We start from the raw sequence: 22,063 nt of genomic DNA, 5'->3' as shown, positions 1-22,063 counted from the left end.
GAGGCGGCATGGATCCCTTGCAGTACGACTTCGTCATCGTCGGCGGCGGATCGGCCGGCAGCGCACTGGCGAACCGGCTCTCGGCCGACCCCGGCAACCGGGTGCTGGTGCTGGAGGCCGGCCGCCCGGACTACCCGTGGGACGTGTTCATCCATATGCCCGCGGCGTTGACGTACCCCATCGGAAGCCGTTTCTACGACTGGAAGTACGAGTCCGAGCCGGAGCCCCACATGGGCGGCCGCCGTGTCTACCATGCCCGCGGCAAGGTCCTGGGCGGCTCCAGCAGCATCAACGGGATGATCTTCCAGCGCGGCAACCCCATGGACTACGAGCGTTGGGCCGCCGACCCCGGCATGGAGACCTGGGACTACGCCCACTGCCTGCCGTACTTCCGCCGCATGGAGAACTGCTTGGCCGCCGACCCCGACGACGAGTTCCGCGGCCACGACGGCCCCCTCGTCCTGGAACGCGGCCCCGCCACCAACCCGCTCTTCTCCGCCTTCCTCAAGGCCACCCAGGAGGCGGGCTACGCACCCACCGACGACGTCAACGGCTACCGGCAGGAGGGCTTCGCCAAGTTCGACCGCAACGTGCACCGCGGCCGGCGCCTGTCCGCGTCCAAGGCGTACCTGAAGCCCGCCAGGAAGCGGCCCAACCTCACCGTCACCACCCGCGCTTTCGTCACCCGCGTCCTCTTCGAGGGGAAAAAGGCCGTCGGCGTCGAGTTCCAACGGGGCACGGGCGCCCTCCGGCAGGTCCGGGCCGCGGAGGTCATCCTGTGCGGCGGCGCGATCAACTCCCCGCAGTTGCTCCAGCTTTCGGGCGTCGGCAACGCCGAGGAACTGCGCGCCCTCGGCGTCGACGTCGTCCACGATCTGCCGGGCGTCGGCGAGAACCTCCAGGACCACCTGGAGGTGTACATCCAGTACGCCTGCAAGCAGCCCGTCTCCGTACAGCCGTACCTGGCGAAGTGGCGGGCCCCCTTCATCGGCCTGCAGTGGCTGTTCCGCACGGGACCGGCCGCCACCAACCACTTCGAGGCGGGCGGCTTCTGCCGCGGCAACGAGGACGTGGACTACCCCAACCTGATGTTCCACTTCCTGCCCGTCGCGGTCCGCTACGACGGCTCCGTGCCCGCCGGCGGCCACGGCTACCAGGTCCATGTCGGGCCCATGTACTCCGACGCCCTCGGCTCGGTGAAGATCAGGAGCAGGGACCCGCGCGAACACCCGGCGCTGCGCTTCAACTACCTCTCCACCGAGCAGGACCGCCGCGAGTGGGTCGAGGCGGTCCGGGTGGCCCGCGAGCTCCTCAACCAGCCCGCCCTCGCCCCCTACAACGACGGGGAGATCTCGCCCGGTCCGTCGGTGGCGACGGACGAGGAGATCCTCGCCTGGGTCGCCAGGGACGGCGAGACCGCCCTGCACCCGTCCTGCACCTGCAAGATGGGCACGGATGCGATGTCGGTCGTCGACCCGCTCACCATGCGGGTGCACGGAGTGGACGGACTGCGCGTCGTGGACGCCTCGGTGATGCCGTACGTCACCAACGGCAACATCTACGCCCCGGTGATGATGATCGCCGAGAAGGCGGCCGACCTCATCCTCGGCAAGGAGCCGCAGGCGCCGTCCAAGGCCGCCTACTACCGGCACCGCGACGCCCAGAAACAGGCGGGGTAGCGCACTCTCCCCGGACCCCTTGACGGCGGTCGGTCCGTTCGTCAGGGTGTTCCACCAAAAGCAATCCAATGCACAATGCGCAACGATTTCGGGCTCGAAGGGCGCGACCGTGGCAGATCTGTACGTGGATGGTGAATGGCGGACGGCCGTGGCCGGCGGCCAACGCGAGATCCGCTGTCCGGCGGACGGCACCCTCGTCGCCACGGTCTCGGAGGCGACCCGCCCCGACACCGAGGCCGCGATCGCCGCGGCCCGGCGCGCCTTCGACGACGGCCCCTGGCCGCACACCCCTGAGCGGGAACGCGGCGCGCTGCTGCTGCGCACCGCCGACATCATCGAGCGCGACGCCAAGGAATTCGCCCGCGCCGAATCCCTCGACACCGGCAAGCGGCTGGTGGAGAGCGAGTACGACATCGCCGACGTCGTCTCCTGCTTCCGCTACTACGGCGGCATCGCCGGCACCAACGCCGGACGGGTGGTCGACACCGGCCGCGACGACGCGCTCAGCCGGGTCACCTACGAACCCGTCGGCGTGTGCGGACTGATCACCCCCTGGAACTACCCCCTGCTGCAGGCCTCGTGGAAGGTCGCCCCGGCCCTTCTCGCGGGCAACACCGTCGTCCTCAAGCCCAGTGAGCTCACCCCCTCCACCGCGATCCTGCTGATGAGGTCCCTTGCGGAAGCGGGCCTTCCGGCCGGCGCCGCCAACCTCGTGCTGGGCGCCGGCGCCGAGGCGGGTGCGCCGCTCGCCGAGCACCCGGGCGTCGACATGGTGTCCTTCACCGGCGGACTGCACACCGGCCGGCACCTCATGGCCACGGCCGCCGCCACGGTGAAGAAGGTCGCCCTCGAACTCGGCGGCAAGAACCCCAACGTCGTCTTCGCCGACGCCGACTTCGCCAGCGCCGTCGACTTCGCCCTCACCGCCGTCTTCCTCCACTCCGGGCAGGTCTGCTCGGCCGGCGCCCGGCTGATCGTCGAGGACACGATCCACGACGCCTTCGTCGACGAGGTCGTGCGCCGCGCCAGGCTCATCCGCCTCGGCGGCCCCTTCGACCCCGAGACCGAGACCGGGGCGCTGATCTCCGCACAGCACCGCGAGAAGGTCGAGGCGTATGTCGCCGCCGGCCTCGCCGAGGGCGCCGTAGTGCGCTGCGGCGGCGCGCGCCCCGACGACCCCGCGCTGGCGAACGGCTTCTACTACCCGCCCACCGTCCTCGACGAGTGCCGGCAGGACATGCGGGTGGTGCACGAGGAGTCCTTCGGCCCCGTGCTCACCGTGGAGCGCTTCCAGGACGAGGACGACGCCGTCCGCATCGCCAACGACACGGAGTACGGCCTCGCCGGCGCCGTCTGGACGCAGGACGCGGGCAGGGCACAGCGGGTCGCCCGCAGGCTGCGCCACGGCACTGTGTGGATCAACGACTACCACCCCTATGTGCCGCAGGCGGAATGGGGTGGCTTCGGGCACTCCGGCGTGGGCCGCGAGCTGGGACCGACCGGCCTGGACGAGTACCGGGAGCCCAAGCACGTCTGGCAGAACATCCGACCCCGGCCGCAGCACTGGTTCCGCGGCTGACGCCGAAGAGAGGCCGATCATGACCCCAGCGCAGACCGAGGTGTCGCAGCGGCGCGACACGTCCCAGGACCCCGGGGGGCGCACCCCGGTCATCTCCGTGCGCCGGCTGTGGAAGGTGTTCGGGCCGAAGGCCGACGAGGTGCCGGGCTCCGAGGAGTTGTGCGGGCTGACCCGCCGCGAGCTGATGGACCGCACCGGCTGCACCGCCGCCGTACGGGACGTCGGCTTCGAGGTGTCGCCCGGCGAGGTCTTCGTCGTCATGGGCCTGTCCGGGTCCGGCAAGTCCACCCTGGTGCGATGTCTGACCCGGCTGATCGAACCCACCGCCGGAGAGGTCGTCTTCGAGGGTGAGGACATCCGGGGCGCCGACGCCCGGCGGCTGCGGGAGCTGCGGCGCAGCAAGTTCTCCATGGTCTTCCAGCACTTCGGTCTGCTGCCGCACCGCAAGGTCGTCGAGAACGTGGCGTTCGGCCTGGAGATCCGGGGCATGGGCAGGGCCGAACGGACCAGGAAGGCCATGGAGGTCGTCGAACTGGTGGGCCTCGCCGGATACGAGAACTCCTACCCCGACCAGCTCTCCGGCGGTATGCAGCAACGCGTCGGTCTCGCGCGCGCCCTCGCCGGCGACCCCGACGTCCTCTTCTTCGACGAGCCGTTCTCCGCGCTGGACCCGCTGATCCGCCGTGACATGCAGAGCGAGGTCATCCGTCTGCACCACGAGGTCGGCAAGACCATGGTGTTCATCACCCACGACCTCTCCGAGGCACTGAAGCTCGGCGACCGCATCCTGATCATGCGGGACGGCAGGATGGTCCAGTGCGGCACCGGCGACGAACTCGTCGGCGCCCCGGCGGACGACTACGTACGGGACTTCGTCAAGGACGTGCCGCGCGGCGACGTCCTCACCCTGCGCTGGATCATGCGGCCCGCCACTCCCGAAGATGCCCTGGACGGACCCGAGTTGGGCCCGGACGTCGTGGTCCGCGAGGCCACCCGGGCGGTGCTCGCGGCCGAGAAGCCGGTGAAGGTCGTCGAGCACGGCAGACTGCTCGGAATCGTCGGCGACGAGGAGATCCTGGCTGTCGTCGCCGGAGCCGTCGGCGTCAAAGCCGTCGACGCCGGGCAGGAAGGCGGCGCCTGATGGCCGCCGTCGCCGACACGACCGCGCCGGGCGTCACCCTGCGCCACAAGGTCGGCCGCCCCATGGTGGTGGGGGCGATCCTGGTCGTCTGGCTGGTGCTCTTCGCCGTACTGCGCGGCAGGCAGACGCTGACCCTGGCCGCCGCCGACCTCACCGGCCTGCACCGCTGGCTGAACGACGTCAACGACAGCATCGGTGCCAACCGCAACTCCAACCCGGTCTTCCTCTACTTCTTCAACGAGATCCGGCTGGCCATCGACAACCTGGTGACCTTCGTCCGGTCGCTGATCTCGCAGCCCGCCGGCTCCCGCCCGGTCCCGCAGGTCGGCTGGCTCGGTGTCGTCGGACTTGCCGGTTACGTGTCCTGGGCCGTGGGCAACTGGCGGGTCGCGCTGCTGGCCGCGGCCGGCTTCACGTTCTTCGGGTTGCAGGGTCTGTGGCAGGAGAGCATGGACACCCTGGCGCTTACTCTGTCGGCGGTCCTGGTGGCCCTGCTCATCGGCATCCCGCTGGGCGTCTGGGCCGGACTCTCCGACCGGTTCAACCGGATCATGACGCCCTTCCTGGACTTCATGCAGACGATGCCGACCTTCGTCTACCTCGCCCCCCTGACCCTGATCTTCCTCATCGGCGGGGCCTCCGCCGTGATCACCACGGTGATCTACGCGGCACCCCCCGCCATCCGTATCACCGCGCACGCCATCCGCTCGGTACCCGAGACGACCGTCGAGGCAGCCGACTCGCTCGGCGCGACACGGAGGCAGCAACTGCTGAAGGTGCTGCTGCCGATGTCCCGGCGCACGGTGGTGATGGGCGTCAACCAGACCATCATGGCCGCCCTGGCCATGGTCACCATCGCCGCCCTGATCGACGCGCCCGGCCTCGGCAAGACCGTCGTCCAGGCCCTGCAGTCCCTCGACGTCGGCACCGCCTTCAACGCCGGACTCGCCATCGTCGTCATGGCCGTCGTGCTCGACCGGGTCACCACGGCGGCCGCCGTCCGCACCGAAGTCCGCACCACCGGCGGCCCGTTCCTGAAGTGGCGCCGCCCGCTGCTGGCGGCCGGCGGGATCGCGGCCGCCGTCCTCGTCCACCTCTCCCACACCTACGTCTGGGCGGCCGAGTTCCCCGGCGACGGCACCGTCGGCACGCACATCGCGAGCGCCGCCGACACCGCGACCACCTGGCTCCAGGACCATCTCTCGGGTCTGACCAACGCCCTGCGGGACGCCCTCACCAACGGACTGCTCAACCCGTTCCAGACGCTGCTCACCGACTCCCCGTGGTGGCTCGTCGGCGCCACCCTGGTCGCGCTCGGCGCGGTCATCGGCGGCCGGTGGGCCGGGGCGACGGCCGCCGTGTGCGTCGGGCTGCTGGTCGGCACGGGCGTGTGGTCGGACAGCATGACCACCCTCGCCTCGACCGCCGTTGCCACCGTGCTGGTGATGCTGCTCGGCGCCGTCGTCGGTGTGTGGATGGGCCGCAGCGCGCTGGCGGACCGGCTGATCCGGCCGACCCTGGACGCCGCGCAGGTCATGCCGCCGTTCGTCTATCTCGTGCCGTTCCTGGCGCTCTTCGGCGCGACCCGCTTCACGGCGATCGTCGCGGCCGTCGTCTACGCGGCGCCCGTCGCGATCAAGATCATCGCGGACGGGGTGCGGAACGTGCCCGAGTCCACCGTGGAGGCGGCCACCTCGGCCGGGTGCAACACCTGGCAGATCATCACCAAGGTCCAGCTGCCGATGGCACGCGGCGCCCTGACCCTCGCGACCAACCAGGGCCTGATCTATGTGCTGTCGATGGTTGTGGTGGGCGGCCTGGTAGGGGCGGGCGCCCTCGGCTACGACGTCGTGGCCGGTTTCTCGCAGGGTGAGCTGTACGGCAAGGGACTGGCGGCGGGGCTCGCCATCGTACTGCTCGGAGTCATGTTCGACCGGATCACTCAGGCTGCGGCGCGACGCACCCGGGCATAAGGAGCGCGACACCATGGCACAACACTGGCGAGCCGGCGCGGCCGGCCTGGCCGTCCTCGGACTCACCCTCACGGCCTGCGGCGGAGCGAAGGTCGGCGAGGACACCTCGGCCGGCTCGAAGTCCTCGGGCGGCAAGTGCGGCACCTTCAACCTGGCCGTCAACCCGTGGGTGGGCTACGAGGCGGACGCGGCGGTCGTCGCGTACGTCGCCGAACACGACCTCGGCTGCACGGTCGAGAAGAAGGACCTCAAGGAGGAGATCGCCTGGCAGGGCTTCGGCACCGGCGAGGTCGACGCCGTCCTGGAGAACTGGGGCCACGACGATCTCAAGAAGAAGTACATCACCGGGCAGAAGTCGGCCGTGGAGGCCGGGTCCACCGGCAACAAGGGCATCATCGGCTGGTACGTCCCACCGTGGCTCGCCAAGGCGCACCCGGACATCACGAACTGGCGGAACCTCGACAAGTACGCCACCGAGTTCAAGACGTCCGAGTCGGGTGGCAAGGGCCAACTGCTCGACGGCGACCCGTCGTACGTCACCAATGACGCCGCCCTGGTGACGAACCTGAAGCTGAACTTCAAGGTGGTGTACGCGGGCAGCGAGACCGCGCTCATCCAGGCCTTCCGCACGGCCGAGAAGAACAAGCAGTGGCTGATCGGCTACTTCTACGAACCGCAGTGGTTCCTCTCCGAGGTGCCGCTGGTGAAGGTGGACCTGCCCAAGTACACGACGGGCTGCGACGCCGACGCGGCGAAGGTCGCCTGCGACTACCCCGTCTACGACCTGGACAAGATCGTCAGCGCGAGCTTCGCCAAGTCGGGCAGCCCGGCGTACGACCTGGTGAAGAAGTTCAACTGGACCAACGACGACCAGAACACCGTGGCCAAGTACATCGCGGTGGACAAGATGTCGGACGACGCGGCGGCCAAGAAGTGGGTCGACGCCAACCGCGACAAGGTCGACGCCTGGCTGAAGTAGCGGGGGCGCGAAACGGCCGGTCCAGTACGCCCGGCGGGCGGTGCGCAGCTTGTGCGCACCGCCCGCCGGGCGTTGCCGTTCGTACGGCTGGATTCCGGCCGTGTCCCGGCCTGTTCTCCGACGTCACCGGACCCCTTGACACCCCTCCTAGACGACAGGCACATTGAGTTGCGCAGCCTGAATCGCGTTGCGTACAAGGCAACTGCACCGGTCTCAAGTTCGGAGGTTGGGCGATGGCGGGACCCCGAGTGGTCATCATCGGAGCGGGCGTCGTGGGAGCCGCCCTCGCGGACGAGATCTCCGCGCGCGGCTGGACCGAGGTGACCGTGGTCGACCAGGGCCCCCTGCCGGCCACCGGAGGCTCCTCCTCGCACGCCCCCGGCCTGGTCTTCCAGACCAACCCGTCGAAGACCATGACGGAGCTGGCCCGCTACACCGTCGAGAAGTTCTCCTCCCTCGACGTCGACGGCCGGCCCTGTTTCCTCCAGGTCGGCGGCCTCGAAGTCGCCACCACCCCCGAGCGACTCGCCGAACTCCACCGCCGCCACGGCTGGATCACCGCCTGGGGCATCGAGGCGCGGATCCTCACCCCCGAGGAGTGCGTCGAACAGCACCCGCTGGTGAACCCGGACCGGGTCCTCGGTGGCCTACTCGTCCCCACCGACGGCATCGCCAAGGCCGTGCTCGCCGTGGAGGCCCAGATCCGCCGGGCCGGCGAGCGCGGCGTCCGCTTCCTCGCCCGCCACGAGGTCCTCGACGTACGCAGGAGCGATGGCCGCGTCACCGGTGTGCTGACCGATCAGGGCGAGATCCCCGCCGACATCGTGGTGTGCTGCGCCGGCATCTGGGGCCCGAAGATCGCCCGCATGGTCGGCATGAACCTGCCGCTCACCCCGCTCGCCCACCAGCTCGCCTGGACCGGCCCGGTCCCCGCCCTCGCCGGCCAGACCGAGGAGGCGGTCCGCCCGATCCTGCGCCACCAGGACGCCGACCTCTACTACCGCGACCGCTTCGACGGCCTCGGCATCGGCTCCTACGGCCACCACCCGATGCCCGTCTCCGCGGACGACATCCTGTCCGTCGACGAGGCCGAACAGATGCCCTCGGTCCTGAAGTTCACCGAGGAGGACTTCGAGGACGCCTGGACCGAGACCCGGTCACTGCTGCCCGCGACCCGCGAGGCCAAGGTCGAGGAGGGCATCAACGGCCTGTTCTCCTTCACCACCGACGGCTACCCGCTGCTCGGCGAGTCCGCGGATGTCAAGGGCTTCTGGGTCGCCGAGGCCGTCTGGGTCACCCACTCGGCGGGCGTGGGCCGGGCCGTCGCCGAATGGCTGGTGGACGGCCACTGCTCGTCCTTCGACCTGCACGAGTGCGACATCAACCGCTTCGAGCCGCACCAGCTCGCCCCGGAGTACGTCCTGGCCCGCGACTGCCAGAACTTCGTGGAGGTCTACGACATCCTCCACCCCCTCCAGCCGAGCGGGAAGCCCCGCCCGATCCGCACCAGCCCCTTCTACGCCCGTCAGCAGGAACACGGCGCGTTCTTCCTGGAGGCCAACGGCTGGGAGCGGCCCCAGTGGTACGAGGCCAACGCCGGCCTGGTCGAAGGCCGCGCCATCCCCACCCCCGACGACTGGGCCGCGCGGTACTGGTCGCCCGTCGTCGGCGCCGAGGCCCAGGTCACCCGCGAGACGGTCGCGATGTACGACATGACCGCCCTCAAGCGCCTGGAGGTCTCCGGGCTCGGTGCCGCCGACTTCCTGGAGGGCCTGGTCACCGGGAAGGTCGCCAAGTCCGTCGGCTCGGTGACGTACACCCTGCTCCTCGACCACGACGGCGGCATCCGCAGTGACATCACCGTCGCCCGCCTCGACCGCGACCTCTTCCAGGTCGGCGCCAACGGCAACCTGGACCTCGACTGGCTCACCCGCCACCTCCCCGTCGAGGGCGGGGTTCAGGTCCGCGACATCACCCCCGGCACGTGCTGTATCGGCCTGTGGGGCCCGCTCGCCCGCGAGGTCCTCCAGCCGCTCACCGACCAGGACTTCTCCAACGAGGGCCTCAAGTACTTCCGCGCCCAGCGCGCCTACATCGGCTCGGTGCCGGTCACCGCGATGCGGCTGTCGTACGTCGGCGAACTCGGCTGGGAGCTGTACACCACCGCCGACCAGGGCGCGAAACTCTGGGACACCCTGTGGCGGGCGGCCGAACCGCTCGGTGGCGTCATAGCCGGGCGGGGCGCCTTCAACAGCCTTCGGCTGGAAAAGGGTTACCGCTCCTTCGGTACCGACATGACCTACGAACACGACCCCTACGAGGCCGGCGTCGGCTTCGCCGTCAGGCTGGACAAGGGCGACTTCGTCGGCAAGGCCGCGCTGGAACGGCGCAGGACGGATGTGCGGCGCCGGCTGAGCTGCCTCACCATCGACGACCCACGGGCCGTCGTCATGGGCAAGGAACCGGTGTACGACGGCGAGCGCGCGATCGGTTACGTCACCAGCGCGGCCTACGGCTACACGGTCGGCAAGGGCATCGCGTACGCGTGGCTGCCGGCGGAGCTGGCGGTGCCCGGCACAACCGTGTACATCGGCTACTTCGACCGGCGAGTGGAGGCTGTGGTGGCCGAGGAGCCGTTGTTCGATCCGGCGATGACCCGTCTGCGTGGGTGAGGCTTTGGCGCGGCGCCAGGGCCGACACCGACCGCACGGTCACCCGCAGGACCGGGGCGTCGCGGAGTGGAGACCGGCTCAGCGGGGTCCCGCGAGCCGCTCCAGATGTGCCGTGCGTGATGCGGCGGTCTGACCCTGGACCAGGAGGAACAGGGCCTCCCGGGCCAGGCGTTGGGCGCGTTCGGTGACGGTCAGCGCCCGGCCGCCTCCCGTCACCACGGCCGCCGTGGTCGCCGTACGCATCAGCGTGAACGCCTCCGCCCGCAGCGCCAGCCGCTCCTGCGCGTGCTCCCGCGGTACCGGATGGTCCGCGAGCGCGTAGGCCCGGCGGCGGACCTCGCCGGCACGGGCCCGCAGCGGAGCCGCGTACTCCTCGTCCACCAGGGCCAGGGCCGCCTCCGTGATCCCGAAGACGGCCGGGCTGGTGTTGAGGGTTTTCGGGCGGTCCGTCGCCGCCCAGTCCTCGTACGGCATCCGGAGCGCGACCGCGTCCTTTGGTACCCGCAGGCCGTCCAGGTCCAGGGACACCGTCCGGGACGCGGTGAGCGCGGCCAGGCGCATCGGCTCCGACGGGCGCAGGCCCGGCTGCTCCCGTGCCTCGACGAAGGCGAACAGGGCCTCGTCGTCCTCGGTCACCCCGGCCAGCAGCATGACGTCGTTCAGGCCCCAGCCGGTGTACCAGGGGACGGTGCCGTGGAAGCGCCAGCCGGCTCCTGCCCGCCGGACGCGCACGGGGACACGCGGGTACGACCGCAGATGCGCGTACGCCACCCCGGACAGCAGCTCACCCCGGGCCAGCGGGCCCAACAGGCGGTCCCGCACCGGGAGTTCGGCCTTCGCCAGGGTCAGTACCGGCGTGTGGTGCTGCGTCTGCACGAACCACGTCGAGCAGCAGGCCCCGGCCAGGATCTCCGCCGTCTCTCGTACGACGGCCGCGGGCGCCGCCGAGCCGCCGTACTCCACCGGCGCGTTCACGCCGAGCAGGCCCGAGCGCCTGATCGCCTCGATGTGGCTCACCGGAACGCCCTCCTGGTCGACGCGTTCCGCGGCGGGGGAGAGGAGGCCGTCGGCGAGTTCCCGGGCGCGGGTGACGAGCGGATGTGCGGAGATGGTCATGGACGGGATTCTTTCGACTGTTCGGGGTGGGGTGTCGATCCGGGGGCCCGCCGTTCGTGTAGAAGGCGAGCACACCCCACGACGAACGAGGAGAACGTCATGAAGCACTACCTGCTCAGCGTGGTCCAGCCGGCCGACGGCACCCCGCCCCCGCCGGACGAGATGGCCACGATCATGCGCGATGTCGAGGCGTTCGACGACGAGCTGCGCGCGGCCGGGGCCTGGGTGTTCTCCGGCGGACTGCACGGACCGGACACGGCCACGACGCTGCGCCCGAAGGACGGCGACGTGCTGGTCACCGACGGGCCCTACGCCGAGGGCAAGGAGTACCTCGGCGGGATCAGTCTGATCCGGGCGGAGGACCTGGACGCCGCCCTGGAGTGGGGACGCAAGGCCGCCCTGGCCACCCGGCTGCCGATCGAGGTGCGGCCCTTCGTGGATCAGTTCTGATGGCGGATGCCGCCGACGTGGAGGCCGTCTTCCGTGCCGAGTACGGGCGCGCGGTCTCCGTTCTCGTCCGCTTCCTCGGCGACATCGACCTCGCCGAGGAAGCGGTCCAGGACGCCTTCGCCACGGCACTGGACAGATGGCCGGAGAGCGGGGTGCCCCCGAGCCCGGCCGGGTGGATCATCACCACCGCCCGCAACCGCGCGGTCGACCGGCTGCGCCGTGAGTCCTCCCGGGACGCGCGGCACGCCGAGGCCGTCCGGCTGTACGCGCCCGACCCAACGGCCGAGGAGGGCCCCGTGCGCGACGAACGGCTCCGGCTGATCTTCACCTGCTGCCACCCCGCGCTCGCCCCGCAGGCCAGGGTCGCCCTCACCCTGCGCCTGCTGGGCGGGCTCGGCACCGCCCAGATCGCCCGCGCCTTCCTGGTGCCCGAGCCGACCCTGGCCCAGCGCCTGGTCCGGGCCAAGGCCAAGATCCGCGACGCGGGCATCCCCTACCGGGTGCCGAAGGACGCCGACCTGCCCGAGCGGCTCAGCGGTGTGCTGGCCGTCGTCTACCTGATCTTCAACGAGGGGTACGGCGGTGATGCCCAGCTGTGCGTGGAGGCCGTACGCCTGGGGCGGCTGCTGTACGGGCTGATGCCGGACGAGCCCGAGGTCGCCGGGCTGCTGGCGCTGATGCTGCTGGTCGAGGGCCGGCGGCCCGCGCGGAGGCCGGCGGGCGGTGAGCTGGTGGCGCTGCCCGAGCAGGACCGCGGGCTGTGGGACCGGGAGCTGATCGGGGAGGGACAGGACCTGGTACGGCGGTGTCTGCGCCGCAACCGCCCGGGGCCGTACCAGATCCAGGCCGCGATCAACGCCGTGCACAGTGACGCACCGACCGCCGAGGCCACCGACTGGGGACAGATCCTGCGGCTGTACGACCAGCTCATGGCCGTCGACCGGTCTCCGGTGGTCGCGCTGAACCGGGCGGTCGCGGTGGCCGAGGTCGAGGGCCCCGGCAAGGCCCTCGACCTGGTCGACGCACTCGACCTCGACCGCTATCACGTCCTGCACGCCGTCCGGGCCGACCTGCTGCGCCGCCTCGGCCGCGACGACGAGGCGGTGGGGGAGTACGACACCGCCATCGAGCTTGCCGACGGGCTGCCCGACCGGGCATACCTTCTGCGGCGGCGCGCCGAGCTCTCGGCCTGATCGGTGTGTCCACGACAGGGGGGACGGGGGCACTTTGGAAAGTGGTTCCGCGGTGGCGGAATTTACTTCGGCCGCTGAAAGGTTGCAATATGCATCCGTCTGTTCGACACTCAGCCGGGCCGTAAGGCCCGTACGCACCACCAGCGAGGCATCCGTGAACGAGTCCACCCCCGAACAGCCCGCCGACGTCGTGGCCAGGCTGCGCGCCACCTTCCGTACCGGCCGCACCAAGCCCGTCGAGTGGCGCACCGGTCAGCTGCGCCGGCTGCGCGCCCTGCTCACGGAGCGCGGCGACGAGCTGGCCGCCGCCCTCCACGCGGACCTGGGCAAGAGCGCCGGTGAGGCCCGCCGCACGGAGATCGACTTCACCGTCCGGGAGATCGACCACAGCCTCGACCACCTGGACGAGTGGCTGCGCCCGGAGTCCGCCCCCGTCCCGGCGCACCTGGGCGGCGACGCGACCGCCTGGACGCAGTACGACCCGCTCGGCGTCGTCCTCGTCATCGCCCCGTGGAACTACCCCGCCCAGCTGCTGCTCGCCCCGATGGCCGGCGCCCTCGCCGCGGGCAACGCGGTCGTCGCCAAGCCGAGCGAGCTGGCCCCGGCGACCTCGGCCGCACTGGCCCGGCTGCTCCCGGCCTATCTCGACACCGAGGCCGTCGCCGTCGTCGAGGGCGGTGTCCCGGAGACCACGGCCCTGCTCGCCGAACGCTTCGACCACATCTTCTACACCGGCAACGGCGCGGTCGGCCGTATCGTCATGCGCGCCGCCGCCGAGCACCTCACCCCGGTCGCCCTCGAACTCGGTGGCAAGTCCCCGGCGTTCGTCGACCGGGATGTCGACCTCGCGGTGGTCGCGGACCGGCTGGTACGCGGCAAGTTCCTCAACGCGGGGCAGACCTGTGTCGCCCCCGACTACGTCCTGACCGACCCCGAGACGGCCGCCGCCCTGGAAACCGCCCTGGTCGAGGCCGTCCGGACGGTGTACGGAACGGAGCCCAAGGAGTCCGGCGAGTACGGCCGGATCGTCAACGAGCGGCACTTCGACCGGCTCAGCGGACTGCTCGGCTCGGGCCGGGTGGCCGTGGGCGGCGACACCGACCGCGCCGCCAAGTACATCGCGCCCACCGTGCTCGCGGATGTAGACCCGGCGTCACCGGTGATGCAGGAGGAGATCTTCGGCCCGATCCTGCCCATCGTCACCGTCCCGGACCTGGACGGCGCGATCGGCTTCATCAACGACCGCGACAAGCCCCTCGCGCTCTACGTCTTCAGTGAGTCCGGCGACACCCGGGACCGGATCGCTGCCGAGACCTCCTCCGGCGGTCTCGGCCTCGGCCTCCCGGTCGCCCATCTCACCGTCTCCGATCTGCCGTTCGGTGGGGTGGGGGAGAGCGGCATGGGCAGCTACCACGGCCGCCACTCCATCGAGACGTTCAGCCACCGCAAGGCGGTGCTCGCGAAGCCGCTGAGCTGACCCCTCAACTCCCCGGGCCCGGCAGCGTCGACACGCTGCCGGGCCCGACCGCTGCCCTGTCGGGCGGCCACAGGGAGCCCGACGTGCCGGTTCCCGGGCGCAATTGCGAAAACCACCGGTCGAAGATCGACTTCCGAATGACTGGTCTACACCCTTGACTGGTACAGACCAAAGCAGTTGAGTGTGCCTCACACCCCCCACCGCGGCCGCTCCCCCTAGTGGGGTGCGGCCGTGCTCCGCAAAGGAGTTGATCCGTGTCGAGGCGCCGTATCGCCGCACTCCTGACCTCGCTCGCCATAGGCGGCTCCGCCCTGGTGCTCCAGGCGGCCCCCACAGCCTCCGCCGCCGGGTTCGTCGTCAGTGAGGCGCAGTTCGACCAGATGTTCCCGAACCGGAATTCCTTCTACAGCTACAGCGGCCTCACCGCCGCGCTCAGCGCCTACCCGGCCTTCGCCAACACCGGCAGCGACACCGTCAAGAAGCAGGAGGCCGCCGCCTTCCTCGCCAACGTCAGCCACGAGACCGGCGGACTGGTCTACATCGTCGAGCAGAACACCGCCAACTACCCGACGTACTGCGACTGGAGCCAGTCCTACGGCTGCCCGGCCGGCCAGGCCGCCTACTACGGGCGCGGCCCCATCCAGCTCAGCTGGAACTTCAACTACAAGGCGGCCGGCGACGCACTCGGCATCGACCTCCTCGACAACCCCTGGCAGGTCGAGAACAACTCCTCCGTCGCCTGGAAGACCGGCCTTTGGTACTGGAACACCCAGACCGGCCCCGGCACCATGACCGGCCACAACGCCATGGTCAACCAGGCCGGCTTCGGCCAGACCATCCGCAGCATCAACGGCTCCCTGGAGTGCGACGGCAAGAATCCGGCACAGGTGCAGAGCCGGGTCAGCGCCTACCAGAAGTTCACGCAGATCCTCGGTGTGGCGGCGGGCAACAACCTCTATTGCTGACCCCCCTGTCAGGCGCCGTGTGCCAGACTCCGTCGATGACCTCCGAAACGATCACCGCGGACGCCTCCGGCACCTGGAAACTCGGCGACCTGCCCGTCCACCGTCTCGGCTTCGGCGCGATGCGGCTGACGGGCAGCGCCGCCTTCCACCACGGCACACCGAGCGACCGCACCCGCTCGATCGCCGTACTGCGCAAGGCCGTAGAGCGCGGCGTGAACCACATCGACACGGCGGCTTTCTACTTCTCCGCCCTGCGCTCGGCCAACGAACTCATCAACGCCGCGCTGTCCCCGTACCCCGACGACCTGGTCATCGTCACCAAGGTCGGCCCTTCCCGCGACTACTCCGGCGAGTGGGCCACCTCCGCCCGGCCCGACCAGCTGCGCGGTCACGTCGAGGAGAACCTGCGCCAGCTCGGCCGCGACCACCTCGACGTCGTCAACCTCCGCCGGATGGGCCAGGACTCGATCGCCGAGCACTTCGGCGCCCTCGCCGAACTTCGTGAGGCAGGTCTGGTCCGGCACCTCGGGGTCTCCGACGTCGAACCGCGCCATCTCGACGAGGCGCTGGCCATCGCCCCCGTGGTGTGCGTGCAGAACCGTTGGGGACTCGACATGCGGGGTGCGGCCACCAACGAACTGGTCCGCCTCTGCGGCGAACGCGGCATCGCCTTCGTACCGTTCTTCGCCGTCGCGGGCGAGGCCGGGGCGCGTGGCGCCACCGAGGACCACGACGACGCCGTCCTCGCCATCGCCCGCGCACACGAGGCCAGTCCCGCGCAGATCCGCCTCGCCTGGACCCTGCACCAGGGTCCGCACGTCCTCGCCATCCCCGGCACCGGCAACCCGGACCACTTGGCCGAGAACGTGGCGGCGGGCGCCATCCGCTTCAGCGAAGCGGAGCTGTCCCGGCTGAACGCCCTGCACACCGGGGCGGTCTGACGGTCCTCAGGCCGTCCAGACCCCGTCCCGCATCAGATGCCGACCGCGCAGCTCCCGCTCCCCGTGCCACGCCTCCACCGCGTACGGCCGGAGCCGGAACCAGGCGTACGACGGGCTGTCCCCGCGCGGGTCCCAGCCCGTCTTCGCCCGCAGCGCCTCGGCCGCCGGCCCCGGTACGTCGGCCGAGGAGAAGACGGTCACCTCCCCGTCGAGCAGGACGACATCCCGTGTGTCGCCGAGCGCGAGCCTGGCCCGGCCGCCGTCCCGCAGATTGCGGCCGGTCGGGCTGGTGATCCGGGTGGACACCCACACCGCCTCCCCGTGCCAGACGAACCAGAGCGGCACGAGACACGGCAGCCCGGCGGCGTCCGCCGTGGCCACCCAGACGTCCGTCTCCCGTTCCAGCCGGGACAGTACCTCGCGCTTGCGCCGCTCGGGGGAACGGACGGGATTCGTGATCTTCATGGCCGCGAAACTACCGGCCACATCCGCCCCACACCTCGGGCGCGGGTCCTAGGTCTGCGGTACCGCCCGGCGCCGCCCGTCCGACTACGCTGTCGTAGACGATCTGCCGGACTGTGGGCGAAGCAGGGGTGAGGAAGCTTCCATGGCCGACGCGAAGGACGAACGCCGCCCCGCCGGTGAGCTGGAGGCGAGCGTCATGGCCGCGCTCTGGGCCGCCGGTGTGCCCCGGACCCCAGGACAGGTCCAGCGCAGCCTCGGCGCGGACCTGGCTCGCACCACCGTGACGACGATCCTCGCTCGGCTGCACGACAAGGGTGTGGTGGACCGGCACCGTCAGGGGCGCGGTTTCGTCTACTTCCCCGTCCAGGACGCGCAGGGCCTGACCGCGAAGCGCATGCACAGCGAACTCGACCGCGACAGCGACCGAGAGACCGTACTCGCCCGCTTCGTCGCCCAGCTCAGCCCCGACGACGAGCGTGTCCTGCGGAGTCTGCTGGAAGCCGGCGAGCAGCCCGGGGCGTCATGACCGAACCGCTGATCCTGCCCCTGGCTGGTGGTGTTCGTGCCGCCCGGGCGCTCTCCCGGCGGGCCCTGGACCGGCGGGCGCCCACCGCCACGCTCGGGTGATCACCGCCGCGGCCGTCGTCCTCGCGGGCTGCTCCCCGACCGCGCTCGGCGCGTTCGTCCTGGCCGGGCTGCTCAAGCCGCCGTTCTTCGCGGTGCTCGGTGAGCTGGTCCGGCCGCCGCACACGGCCATGTCCGCTGTCAGGGTGCTGTCTCTTGCGGGGCGGGCCAGCCGGTCCTTCGTGAACAGCGATTGGCGTTCGATACGTTTTACGTATAACCTCTCGCGCTAACCGCTCCACCGAAAGGCCCCCATGCGACGCGTCGCCCTGGTCACTCTCGTCGTCGGTGACTACGACGAGGCGATCCGCTTCTACACCGAGGCTCTCGGGTTCCGGCTGGTCGAGGACGCGCCGCGGTCCGACGGGTCCCGTTGGGTCCTCGTGGAGCCCGGGACGGAGGGGCACGGCACCGGACTGCTGCTCGCCCGCGCCAAGGGCGACGAGCAGCGCGCCCGGGTCGGCGACCAGACCGGCGGGCGGGTCGGCTTCTTCCTGCACACCGACGACTTCGCCCGCGACCACGCCCGGATGACCGCCGCCGGCGTGACCTTCCTGGAGGAGCCGCGGCACGAGCCGTACGGTACCGTCGCCGTCTTCCAGGACCTGTACGGCAACCGCTGGGACCTGCTCCAGCCCGCCGCCTGACCGATCAACCGGAACCACCCGCCGAGGAAACCTCCGCCATGACTGCTACGCGCGTAGACGCCGACGTGATCCGCCGCCTCCCCAAGGCCGTCCTGCACGACCACCTCGACGGCGGACTGCGCCCCGCCACCCTCGTCGAGCTCGCCGCCGAGGTCGGTCACACCCTGCCCACCACCGACCCGGACGAGCTGGCCGCCTGGTACTTCGAGGCCGCCAACTCCGGTGACCTGGTCCGGTACATAGCCACCTTCGAGCACACCCTCGCAGTCATGCAGACCGAGGAGGGGCTGCGGCGTGTCGCCGAGGAGTACGTCCTCGACCTCGCCGCCGACGGTGTGGTGTACGGCGAGGTGCGCTACGCCCCGGAGCTGAACGTCAAGGGCGGGCTCACGCTCAACGAGGTCGTGGAGAGCGTGCAGGAGGGGCTCGCCGCCGGTATGGCGAAGGCCGCTGCCGCCGGTACGCCCGTCCGGGTCGGCACCCTGCTCTGCGGGATGCGGATGTTCGACCGGGTCGGCGAGGCGGCCGCGCTGGCCGTCGCCTACCGGGACGCCGGTGTCGTCGGCTTCGACATCGCCGGCGCCGAGGACGGCTTCCCGCCCGCCGACCACCTCGCCGCCTTCGAGCACCTGCGCCGCGAGAGCGTGCCGTTCACCATCCACGCCGGTGAGGCGCACGGCCTGCCCAGCATCCACCAGGCGATCCAGGTGTGCGGCGCCCAGCGCATCGGGCACGGTGTGCGCATCACCGAGGACATCGCCGGCGACAAGCTCGGCCGTCTGGCGAGCTGGGTGCGCGACCGCCGGATCGCCCTGGAGATGTGCCCCACCTCCAACCTCCAGACCGGCTGCGCCACCTCCATCGCCGAGCACCCGATCACCGCGCTGAAGGAGCTGGGCTTCCGGGTCACCCTCAACACCGACAACCGGCTGGTCTCCGGTACGACGATGACCCGGGAGATGTCCCTGCTGGTCGAGGAGGCCGGCTGGACGGCCGAGGACCTGCGCACGGTCACGGTGAACGCCGTGAAGAGCGCGTTCATCCCGTTCGACGAGCGCAGGGCCCTCATCGAGGACGTCGTCCTGCCGGGTTACGCCTCCGTGCTCTGAAACAGTCCCCGCACATAGGCGGCCTGTCCGACGTGCTGTAGGTCGTCGGACAGGACGCTCACCAGCCGTACGCCCAGCGTGACCGGCGGATCCCAGCGGGTGTCCACGATCCGTTCGAGGTCCTTCGCGGGGAGTTCGCGCAGCACACCCAGGGTCTGCTCGTGCACCGCGTCGTAGTAGCCGGTCAGCAGGTCGCCGGAGTCCACCGTGACCTTCGCGACCTTCGCGGGCGTATGGCCGTACCCGTGGTCACGGGGCGGCAGGTCGAGGCCGAAACGCTTCTCCCAGCCCTGGGCCAGCCACACCTGGTCGAGGTCGAAGGCGTCGGCGACATGGTCGTCCTGTATCCGGGTGAGGTGCCAGACCAGCCAGGTGATGGAGTTGGCGCCGGGGGCCGGGGGTTTGTTGAGCAGGTCGGGGTCGAGGCCGTCGAGAGCGGCGTGGACTTCTTCCTGGATGCGGCTGAAGCCGTCGATGAGGATGTCCCTTGCATGCATGTGACCACGATCGCCCATCGCGGGTCGTCATGCGTCCGGAACCCAGCTTCCGTGGAACCCCAGCGGCACCCGGCCCGGCAGGTGGATCCGCGCCAGCGGCTCGCCGGTGAAGTCCTGTGCGGCGAGGATCAGCAGGTCGGCGGCGCCGCGGTCGGGGTTGTGGACATAGGCGAGCGTGAAACCGTCGTCCTCCTGGGCCGCGTGTTCGCCGGGCACGAACACCGCCTCGCCCGCGGCCGCGCCCCTGGGCAGCCGGTGGACCTGGGCCGTGCCGCGCGCGAAGTCGTGCTTGAGGAGGGCGTTGGAGAAGGCGTGGTCCGGTGGATTGCCGTCCCCGGCCAGATACGCCAGTGACATCTCGGCGGCCGCCGCCGAGTAGCCGTAGCGGTGCCGGCGGGAGACCAGTTCCTCGTTGACGCGCGGGAATTCCTGCGGCCGGTCGTCGAGGGTGCGCCTGCGGACATGGCCGTGGCGCAGGTCGACCGTCCAGCGTTCGAGCCTCGCGGTGCCCACCGCGTGCGGTCCGTCCGTGTGCTGCCCGGCCACGTCGAACGGCGCCGGATACGTCGTCAGGTCGATCACCACGGAATCACCCTCGTCGTACGCGTTGAGGGTGTGCGAGTAGAACACCGGGTCGACGCCGAACCAGCGGACCTCGCCCCCGGACCGGGGCATCACCCCCACCCGGGCCGGGTGTTCCCGGTTCCAGACGTACGGCACCAGGGCGCCGGCCTCGGCGGCCGCCGGGTCGAAGGTGACCGGGATGTCGAAGACGACCACATGCTTCCCGGTGAGCGCGAAGTCGTGCATCATCGGCGCGTCCCGCACCGGGATCCGGGTGGTGCGCGCGACCCGGCCGGTGGGGTCCACGACCAGATGCCGGACGTGGTCCCAGGTCGGGTAGTAGGTGATCGCGTGCAACTCGTCCGCGCGCGCGTCGTACTTGGTGTGCGCGGTGAACGCGCCCTCCAGCGTGCCCCGGAAGTCGTAGGCGCCCACCGTGTTGAGCTCGCCGTCCAGCTCGTACGGCAGCGGGCCGCTCTCCTGGAGCGCGAGGATCCGTCCCCGGTAGGGGATCACATGCGTGTTGCAGGCGAAGTCGTCCGGCGGCACCGGGCCCGGGTAGGACTCGCCGAGCTTCGCCGTCACCTGGGAGGAGCGCACCCAGCGGTTGCGGTACCACTCGGCGCGTCCGTCGCGCAGCCGTACGCCGTGCACCATGCCGTCGCCGAGCATCCAGTGATGGGCGCGCGGATCCTCCAGGCCCAGGACGTTCGGGCCGTTGCGCAGGAAACGGCCGTTCAGCTCGCGCGGGACACGGCCGGTGACCGGCAGGTCGAAGGCCGTGAGTTCCTCGGTGACCGGGGCGAACGCGCCCTCCAGGAACGGGTGGTGACGATCCGCTGGGCTCTCTGCTGCCGCCGCCGCCTGCCGGGTCGCCGTTCCCGTCAGCGCGCCCGCTGCCGCGAGGCCCGCCGCGCCGCGCAGCACCGTACGCCGTGTGTGTTCCGCCATCCTCGTACTCCCCGTCGTCGTTCGTGGACATCCACGAGTCTGCGCCGACGGGAAGCCGAGGTCAGGAGGGGTGGACCCCCTCCTGGGGTGGTGTCAGGCCCCCTGTTTCGAGGAGGGTGACCAGCGCCCGGGCTGCCGGGCTCGTGGCCGTTTCGGGCGGCAGCAGGGCGACCGTCTCGTATGCGGCCTCGTCCGTGTCCTTGAGCGCGAGTGCGGTGAGCGAGGGCCGCTTGTGGCGGAAGTGACGGGGTACGACGGCGATGCCGAGGTTCTCGTCGACCAGGTCGAGGAGGCTGTGCACGTCGTTGACCTCCAGCGCGACCGTGCGCCGTACGCCTGCCGCGGCGAAGGCCGAGTCGGTCGTGCGGCGCGGGCCCCAGTCCGGGTGGAAGTCGACGAACACCTCCCCGCCGAGGTCCGCCGGGAGCACCGCCGGGCCGGCCGTGGCCAGCCGGTGGCTGGGATGGCACAGCACGGTCATCGGCTCGCCGGTCAGGGCCACCGAGCGCAACTGGTCGGTGTCGTCCTGGGTGCGGTAGGCGAAGGCCAGGTCCAGCCGGCCCGCCGCCACCTCCTCGGCCAGCGCGCCCGAACCGGCCTGCCGCAGCCGGATTTCGACGTCCGGGTGCCGGCGCCGGAAGGCGGCAAGGAGTCCCGCCACATGCACCCCGGCGATGCACTGCTCGGTGCCCAGCGCCAGCGTCCCGCGCAGCACGCCCTGCACGGCGGCCACCGCCTCGTGCGCCGAGCGCACCTGCGCGAGGATGCGCTCCGCCTCACCGAGCAGCGCGCGGCCCGCCTCGGTGAGGGTCACCCGGCGGGTCGTCCGTACGAACAGGGGCGCCCGCAGTTCCCGCTCCAGGGCCCGGATCGAGGCGGACAGGCCCGACTGGGACACCAGCAGCCGTTCCGCGGCCCGGGTGAAGTGCTGGTCCTCGGCGACGGCGACGAAGTGCTGGAGGTGGCGCAGTTCCATGATTGAGAATCGTAGCCGCACAATTCCATCGGATTCTTCTGTTGGACTGCTGCCCGGCGCTCGGG

20 protein-coding genes are annotated in these 22,063 nt (G+C 70.9%); 15 read left to right on the top strand and 5 right to left on the bottom strand.

The window, feature by feature from the left end; translation table 11 throughout:
* The first annotated feature begins 8 nt into the window (after nucleotides 1-8).
* The 6 genes from betA (at nucleotide 9) to ABTY98_RS16795 (ending at nucleotide 10,023) form a co-directional block, all read left to right on the top strand.
* Nucleotides 9-1,679, top strand: coding sequence for a choline dehydrogenase (betA, locus tag ABTY98_RS16820; RefSeq protein ID WP_352221665.1), 1,671 nt, complete (start codon nucleotides 9-11; stop codon nucleotides 1,677-1,679).
* Nucleotides 1,680-1,788: 109 nt separating this feature from the next.
* On the top strand, nucleotides 1,789-3,258 hold the full coding sequence (locus ABTY98_RS16815; protein ID WP_352221664.1) for an aldehyde dehydrogenase family protein: 1,470 nt from the start codon (nucleotides 1,789-1,791) through the stop codon (nucleotides 3,256-3,258).
* A gap of 19 nt (nucleotides 3,259-3,277) precedes the next feature.
* Nucleotides 3,278-4,399, top strand: a complete 1,122-nt coding sequence (locus tag ABTY98_RS16810) for a quaternary amine ABC transporter ATP-binding protein (protein WP_352221663.1) — start codon at nucleotides 3,278-3,280, stop codon at nucleotides 4,397-4,399.
* Nucleotides 4,399-6,372: an ABC transporter permease gene (locus tag ABTY98_RS16805; protein ID WP_352221662.1), complete on the top strand. Its 1,974-nt coding sequence runs from the start codon at nucleotides 4,399-4,401 to the stop codon at nucleotides 6,370-6,372. The genes ABTY98_RS16810 and ABTY98_RS16805 overlap by 1 nt, the downstream gene beginning before the upstream one ends.
* A 13-nt stretch (nucleotides 6,373-6,385) precedes the next feature.
* On the top strand, nucleotides 6,386-7,351 hold the full coding sequence (locus ABTY98_RS16800; RefSeq protein ID WP_352221661.1) for an ABC transporter substrate-binding protein: 966 nt from the start codon (nucleotides 6,386-6,388) through the stop codon (nucleotides 7,349-7,351).
* Nucleotides 7,352-7,584: 233 nt separating this feature from the next.
* Nucleotides 7,585-10,023: a GcvT family protein gene (locus tag ABTY98_RS16795; RefSeq protein ID WP_352221660.1), complete on the top strand. Its 2,439-nt coding sequence runs from the start codon at nucleotides 7,585-7,587 to the stop codon at nucleotides 10,021-10,023.
* 78 nt (nucleotides 10,024-10,101) lie between these two features.
* On the opposite strand, the gene ABTY98_RS16790 is transcribed toward ABTY98_RS16795, so the two are convergent.
* On the bottom strand, nucleotides 10,102-11,139 hold the full coding sequence (locus tag ABTY98_RS16790; RefSeq protein WP_352221659.1) for an acyl-CoA dehydrogenase family protein: 1,038 nt from the start codon (nucleotides 11,137-11,139) through the stop codon (nucleotides 10,102-10,104).
* A 99-nt stretch (nucleotides 11,140-11,238) separates the two neighbouring features.
* Between ABTY98_RS16790 and ABTY98_RS16785 the strand changes: the two genes are divergently transcribed.
* The 5 genes from ABTY98_RS16785 (at nucleotide 11,239) to ABTY98_RS16765 (ending at nucleotide 16,165) form a co-directional block, all read left to right on the top strand.
* Complete coding sequence (locus tag ABTY98_RS16785) at nucleotides 11,239-11,589, top strand: YciI family protein (protein WP_352221658.1); 351 nt, start codon at nucleotides 11,239-11,241, stop codon at nucleotides 11,587-11,589.
* Complete coding sequence (locus ABTY98_RS16780; RefSeq protein WP_352221657.1) at nucleotides 11,589-12,782, top strand: RNA polymerase sigma factor; 1,194 nt, start codon at nucleotides 11,589-11,591, stop codon at nucleotides 12,780-12,782. The genes ABTY98_RS16785 and ABTY98_RS16780 overlap by 1 nt, the downstream gene beginning before the upstream one ends.
* Before the next feature lie 52 nt (nucleotides 12,783-12,834).
* Entirely contained in the window at nucleotides 12,835-14,259 is a 1,425-nt protein-coding gene (locus ABTY98_RS16775; RefSeq protein WP_352221656.1) for an aldehyde dehydrogenase family protein, read from the top strand.
* 254 nt (nucleotides 14,260-14,513) lie between these two features.
* A complete protein-coding gene (locus ABTY98_RS16770) occupies nucleotides 14,514-15,224 on the top strand; it encodes a chitinase (protein WP_352221655.1) in 711 nt (236 codons plus the stop codon).
* A 35-nt stretch (nucleotides 15,225-15,259) separates the two neighbouring features.
* Nucleotides 15,260-16,165, top strand: coding sequence for an aldo/keto reductase (locus tag ABTY98_RS16765; RefSeq protein ID WP_352221654.1), 906 nt, complete (start codon nucleotides 15,260-15,262; stop codon nucleotides 16,163-16,165).
* 6 nt (nucleotides 16,166-16,171) lie between these two features.
* Here the strand turns inward: ABTY98_RS16765 and ABTY98_RS16760 are convergent, their stop codons facing one another.
* On the bottom strand, nucleotides 16,172-16,630 hold the full coding sequence (locus ABTY98_RS16760; RefSeq protein WP_352221653.1) for a pyridoxamine 5'-phosphate oxidase family protein: 459 nt from the start codon (nucleotides 16,628-16,630) through the stop codon (nucleotides 16,172-16,174).
* Between the two features lie 142 nt (nucleotides 16,631-16,772).
* Here ABTY98_RS16760 and ABTY98_RS16755 point away from each other — a divergent pair, with 142 nt between their 5' ends.
* From ABTY98_RS16755 to ABTY98_RS16740, 4 genes are all read left to right on the top strand, one after another.
* Nucleotides 16,773-17,156 (top strand): BlaI/MecI/CopY family transcriptional regulator, encoded by a 384-nt coding sequence (locus ABTY98_RS16755; protein ID WP_352221652.1) that lies wholly within the window; start codon nucleotides 16,773-16,775, stop codon nucleotides 17,154-17,156.
* Nucleotides 17,157-17,253: 97 nt separating this feature from the next.
* Nucleotides 17,254-17,487: a hypothetical protein gene (locus tag ABTY98_RS16750; RefSeq protein WP_352221651.1), complete on the top strand. Its 234-nt coding sequence runs from the start codon at nucleotides 17,254-17,256 to the stop codon at nucleotides 17,485-17,487.
* Nucleotides 17,488-17,508: 21 nt separating this feature from the next.
* Complete coding sequence (locus ABTY98_RS16745; RefSeq protein ID WP_352221650.1) at nucleotides 17,509-17,901, top strand: VOC family protein; 393 nt, start codon at nucleotides 17,509-17,511, stop codon at nucleotides 17,899-17,901.
* 38 nt (nucleotides 17,902-17,939) lie between these two features.
* On the top strand, nucleotides 17,940-19,010 hold the full coding sequence (locus ABTY98_RS16740; protein WP_352221649.1) for an adenosine deaminase: 1,071 nt from the start codon (nucleotides 17,940-17,942) through the stop codon (nucleotides 19,008-19,010).
* Here the strand turns inward: ABTY98_RS16740 and ABTY98_RS16735 are convergent.
* The 3 genes from ABTY98_RS16735 to ABTY98_RS16725 all read right to left on the bottom strand — a co-directional run bounded on the left by ABTY98_RS16735 (nucleotide 18,992) and on the right by ABTY98_RS16725 (nucleotide 21,998).
* On the bottom strand, nucleotides 18,992-19,507 hold the full coding sequence (locus tag ABTY98_RS16735) for a mycothiol transferase (protein WP_352221648.1): 516 nt from the start codon (nucleotides 19,505-19,507) through the stop codon (nucleotides 18,992-18,994). The genes ABTY98_RS16740 and ABTY98_RS16735 overlap by 19 nt on opposite strands.
* 27 nt (nucleotides 19,508-19,534) lie before the next feature.
* Nucleotides 19,535-21,022: a carotenoid oxygenase family protein gene (locus tag ABTY98_RS16730; RefSeq protein WP_352221647.1), complete on the bottom strand. Its 1,488-nt coding sequence runs from the start codon at nucleotides 21,020-21,022 to the stop codon at nucleotides 19,535-19,537.
* Nucleotides 21,023-21,083: 61 nt separating this feature from the next.
* Entirely contained in the window at nucleotides 21,084-21,998 is a 915-nt protein-coding gene (locus ABTY98_RS16725) for a LysR family transcriptional regulator (protein WP_352221646.1), read from the bottom strand.
* Nucleotides 21,999-22,063 lie beyond the last annotated feature (65 nt).

Origin of the sequence: Streptomyces sp. NPDC096040 (genome assembly GCF_040303265.1) — a bacterium.
Taxonomy (GTDB): Bacteria; Actinomycetota; Actinomycetes; order Streptomycetales; family Streptomycetaceae; genus Streptomyces.
Note: the sequence above shows the minus strand (reverse complement) of the source record. Positions and strands in the feature narration are given on the sequence as shown.

Excerpts from the sequence above, each read along its gene's own strand:
- betA (WP_352221665.1), top strand. The coding sequence starts at position 9 with ATGGATCCCTTGCAGTACGACTTCGTCATCGTCGGCGGCGGATCGGCC.
- ABTY98_RS16810 (WP_352221663.1), top strand. The coding sequence starts at position 3,278 with ATGACCCCAGCGCAGACCGAGGTGTCGCAGCGGCGCGACACGTCCCAG.
- ABTY98_RS16805 (WP_352221662.1), top strand. The coding sequence starts at position 4,399 with ATGGCCGCCGTCGCCGACACGACCGCGCCGGGCGTCACCCTGCGCCAC.
- ABTY98_RS16800 (WP_352221661.1), top strand. The coding sequence starts at position 6,386 with ATGGCACAACACTGGCGAGCCGGCGCGGCCGGCCTGGCCGTCCTCGGA.
- ABTY98_RS16795 (WP_352221660.1), top strand. The coding sequence starts at position 7,585 with ATGGCGGGACCCCGAGTGGTCATCATCGGAGCGGGCGTCGTGGGAGCC.
- ABTY98_RS16790 (WP_352221659.1), bottom strand. The coding sequence starts at position 11,139 with ATGACCATCTCCGCACATCCGCTCGTCACCCGCGCCCGGGAACTCGCC.
- ABTY98_RS16785 (WP_352221658.1), top strand. The coding sequence starts at position 11,239 with ATGAAGCACTACCTGCTCAGCGTGGTCCAGCCGGCCGACGGCACCCCG.
- ABTY98_RS16780 (WP_352221657.1), top strand. The coding sequence starts at position 11,589 with ATGGCGGATGCCGCCGACGTGGAGGCCGTCTTCCGTGCCGAGTACGGG.
- ABTY98_RS16765 (WP_352221654.1), top strand. The coding sequence starts at position 15,260 with ATGACCTCCGAAACGATCACCGCGGACGCCTCCGGCACCTGGAAACTC.
- ABTY98_RS16760 (WP_352221653.1), bottom strand. The coding sequence starts at position 16,630 with ATGAAGATCACGAATCCCGTCCGTTCCCCCGAGCGGCGCAAGCGCGAG.
- ABTY98_RS16755 (WP_352221652.1), top strand. The coding sequence starts at position 16,773 with ATGGCCGACGCGAAGGACGAACGCCGCCCCGCCGGTGAGCTGGAGGCG.
- ABTY98_RS16745 (WP_352221650.1), top strand. The coding sequence starts at position 17,509 with ATGCGACGCGTCGCCCTGGTCACTCTCGTCGTCGGTGACTACGACGAG.
- ABTY98_RS16740 (WP_352221649.1), top strand. The coding sequence starts at position 17,940 with ATGACTGCTACGCGCGTAGACGCCGACGTGATCCGCCGCCTCCCCAAG.
- ABTY98_RS16735 (WP_352221648.1), bottom strand. The coding sequence starts at position 19,507 with ATGCATGCAAGGGACATCCTCATCGACGGCTTCAGCCGCATCCAGGAA.
- ABTY98_RS16730 (WP_352221647.1), bottom strand. The coding sequence starts at position 21,022 with ATGGCGGAACACACACGGCGTACGGTGCTGCGCGGCGCGGCGGGCCTC.
- ABTY98_RS16725 (WP_352221646.1), bottom strand. The coding sequence starts at position 21,998 with ATGGAACTGCGCCACCTCCAGCACTTCGTCGCCGTCGCCGAGGACCAG.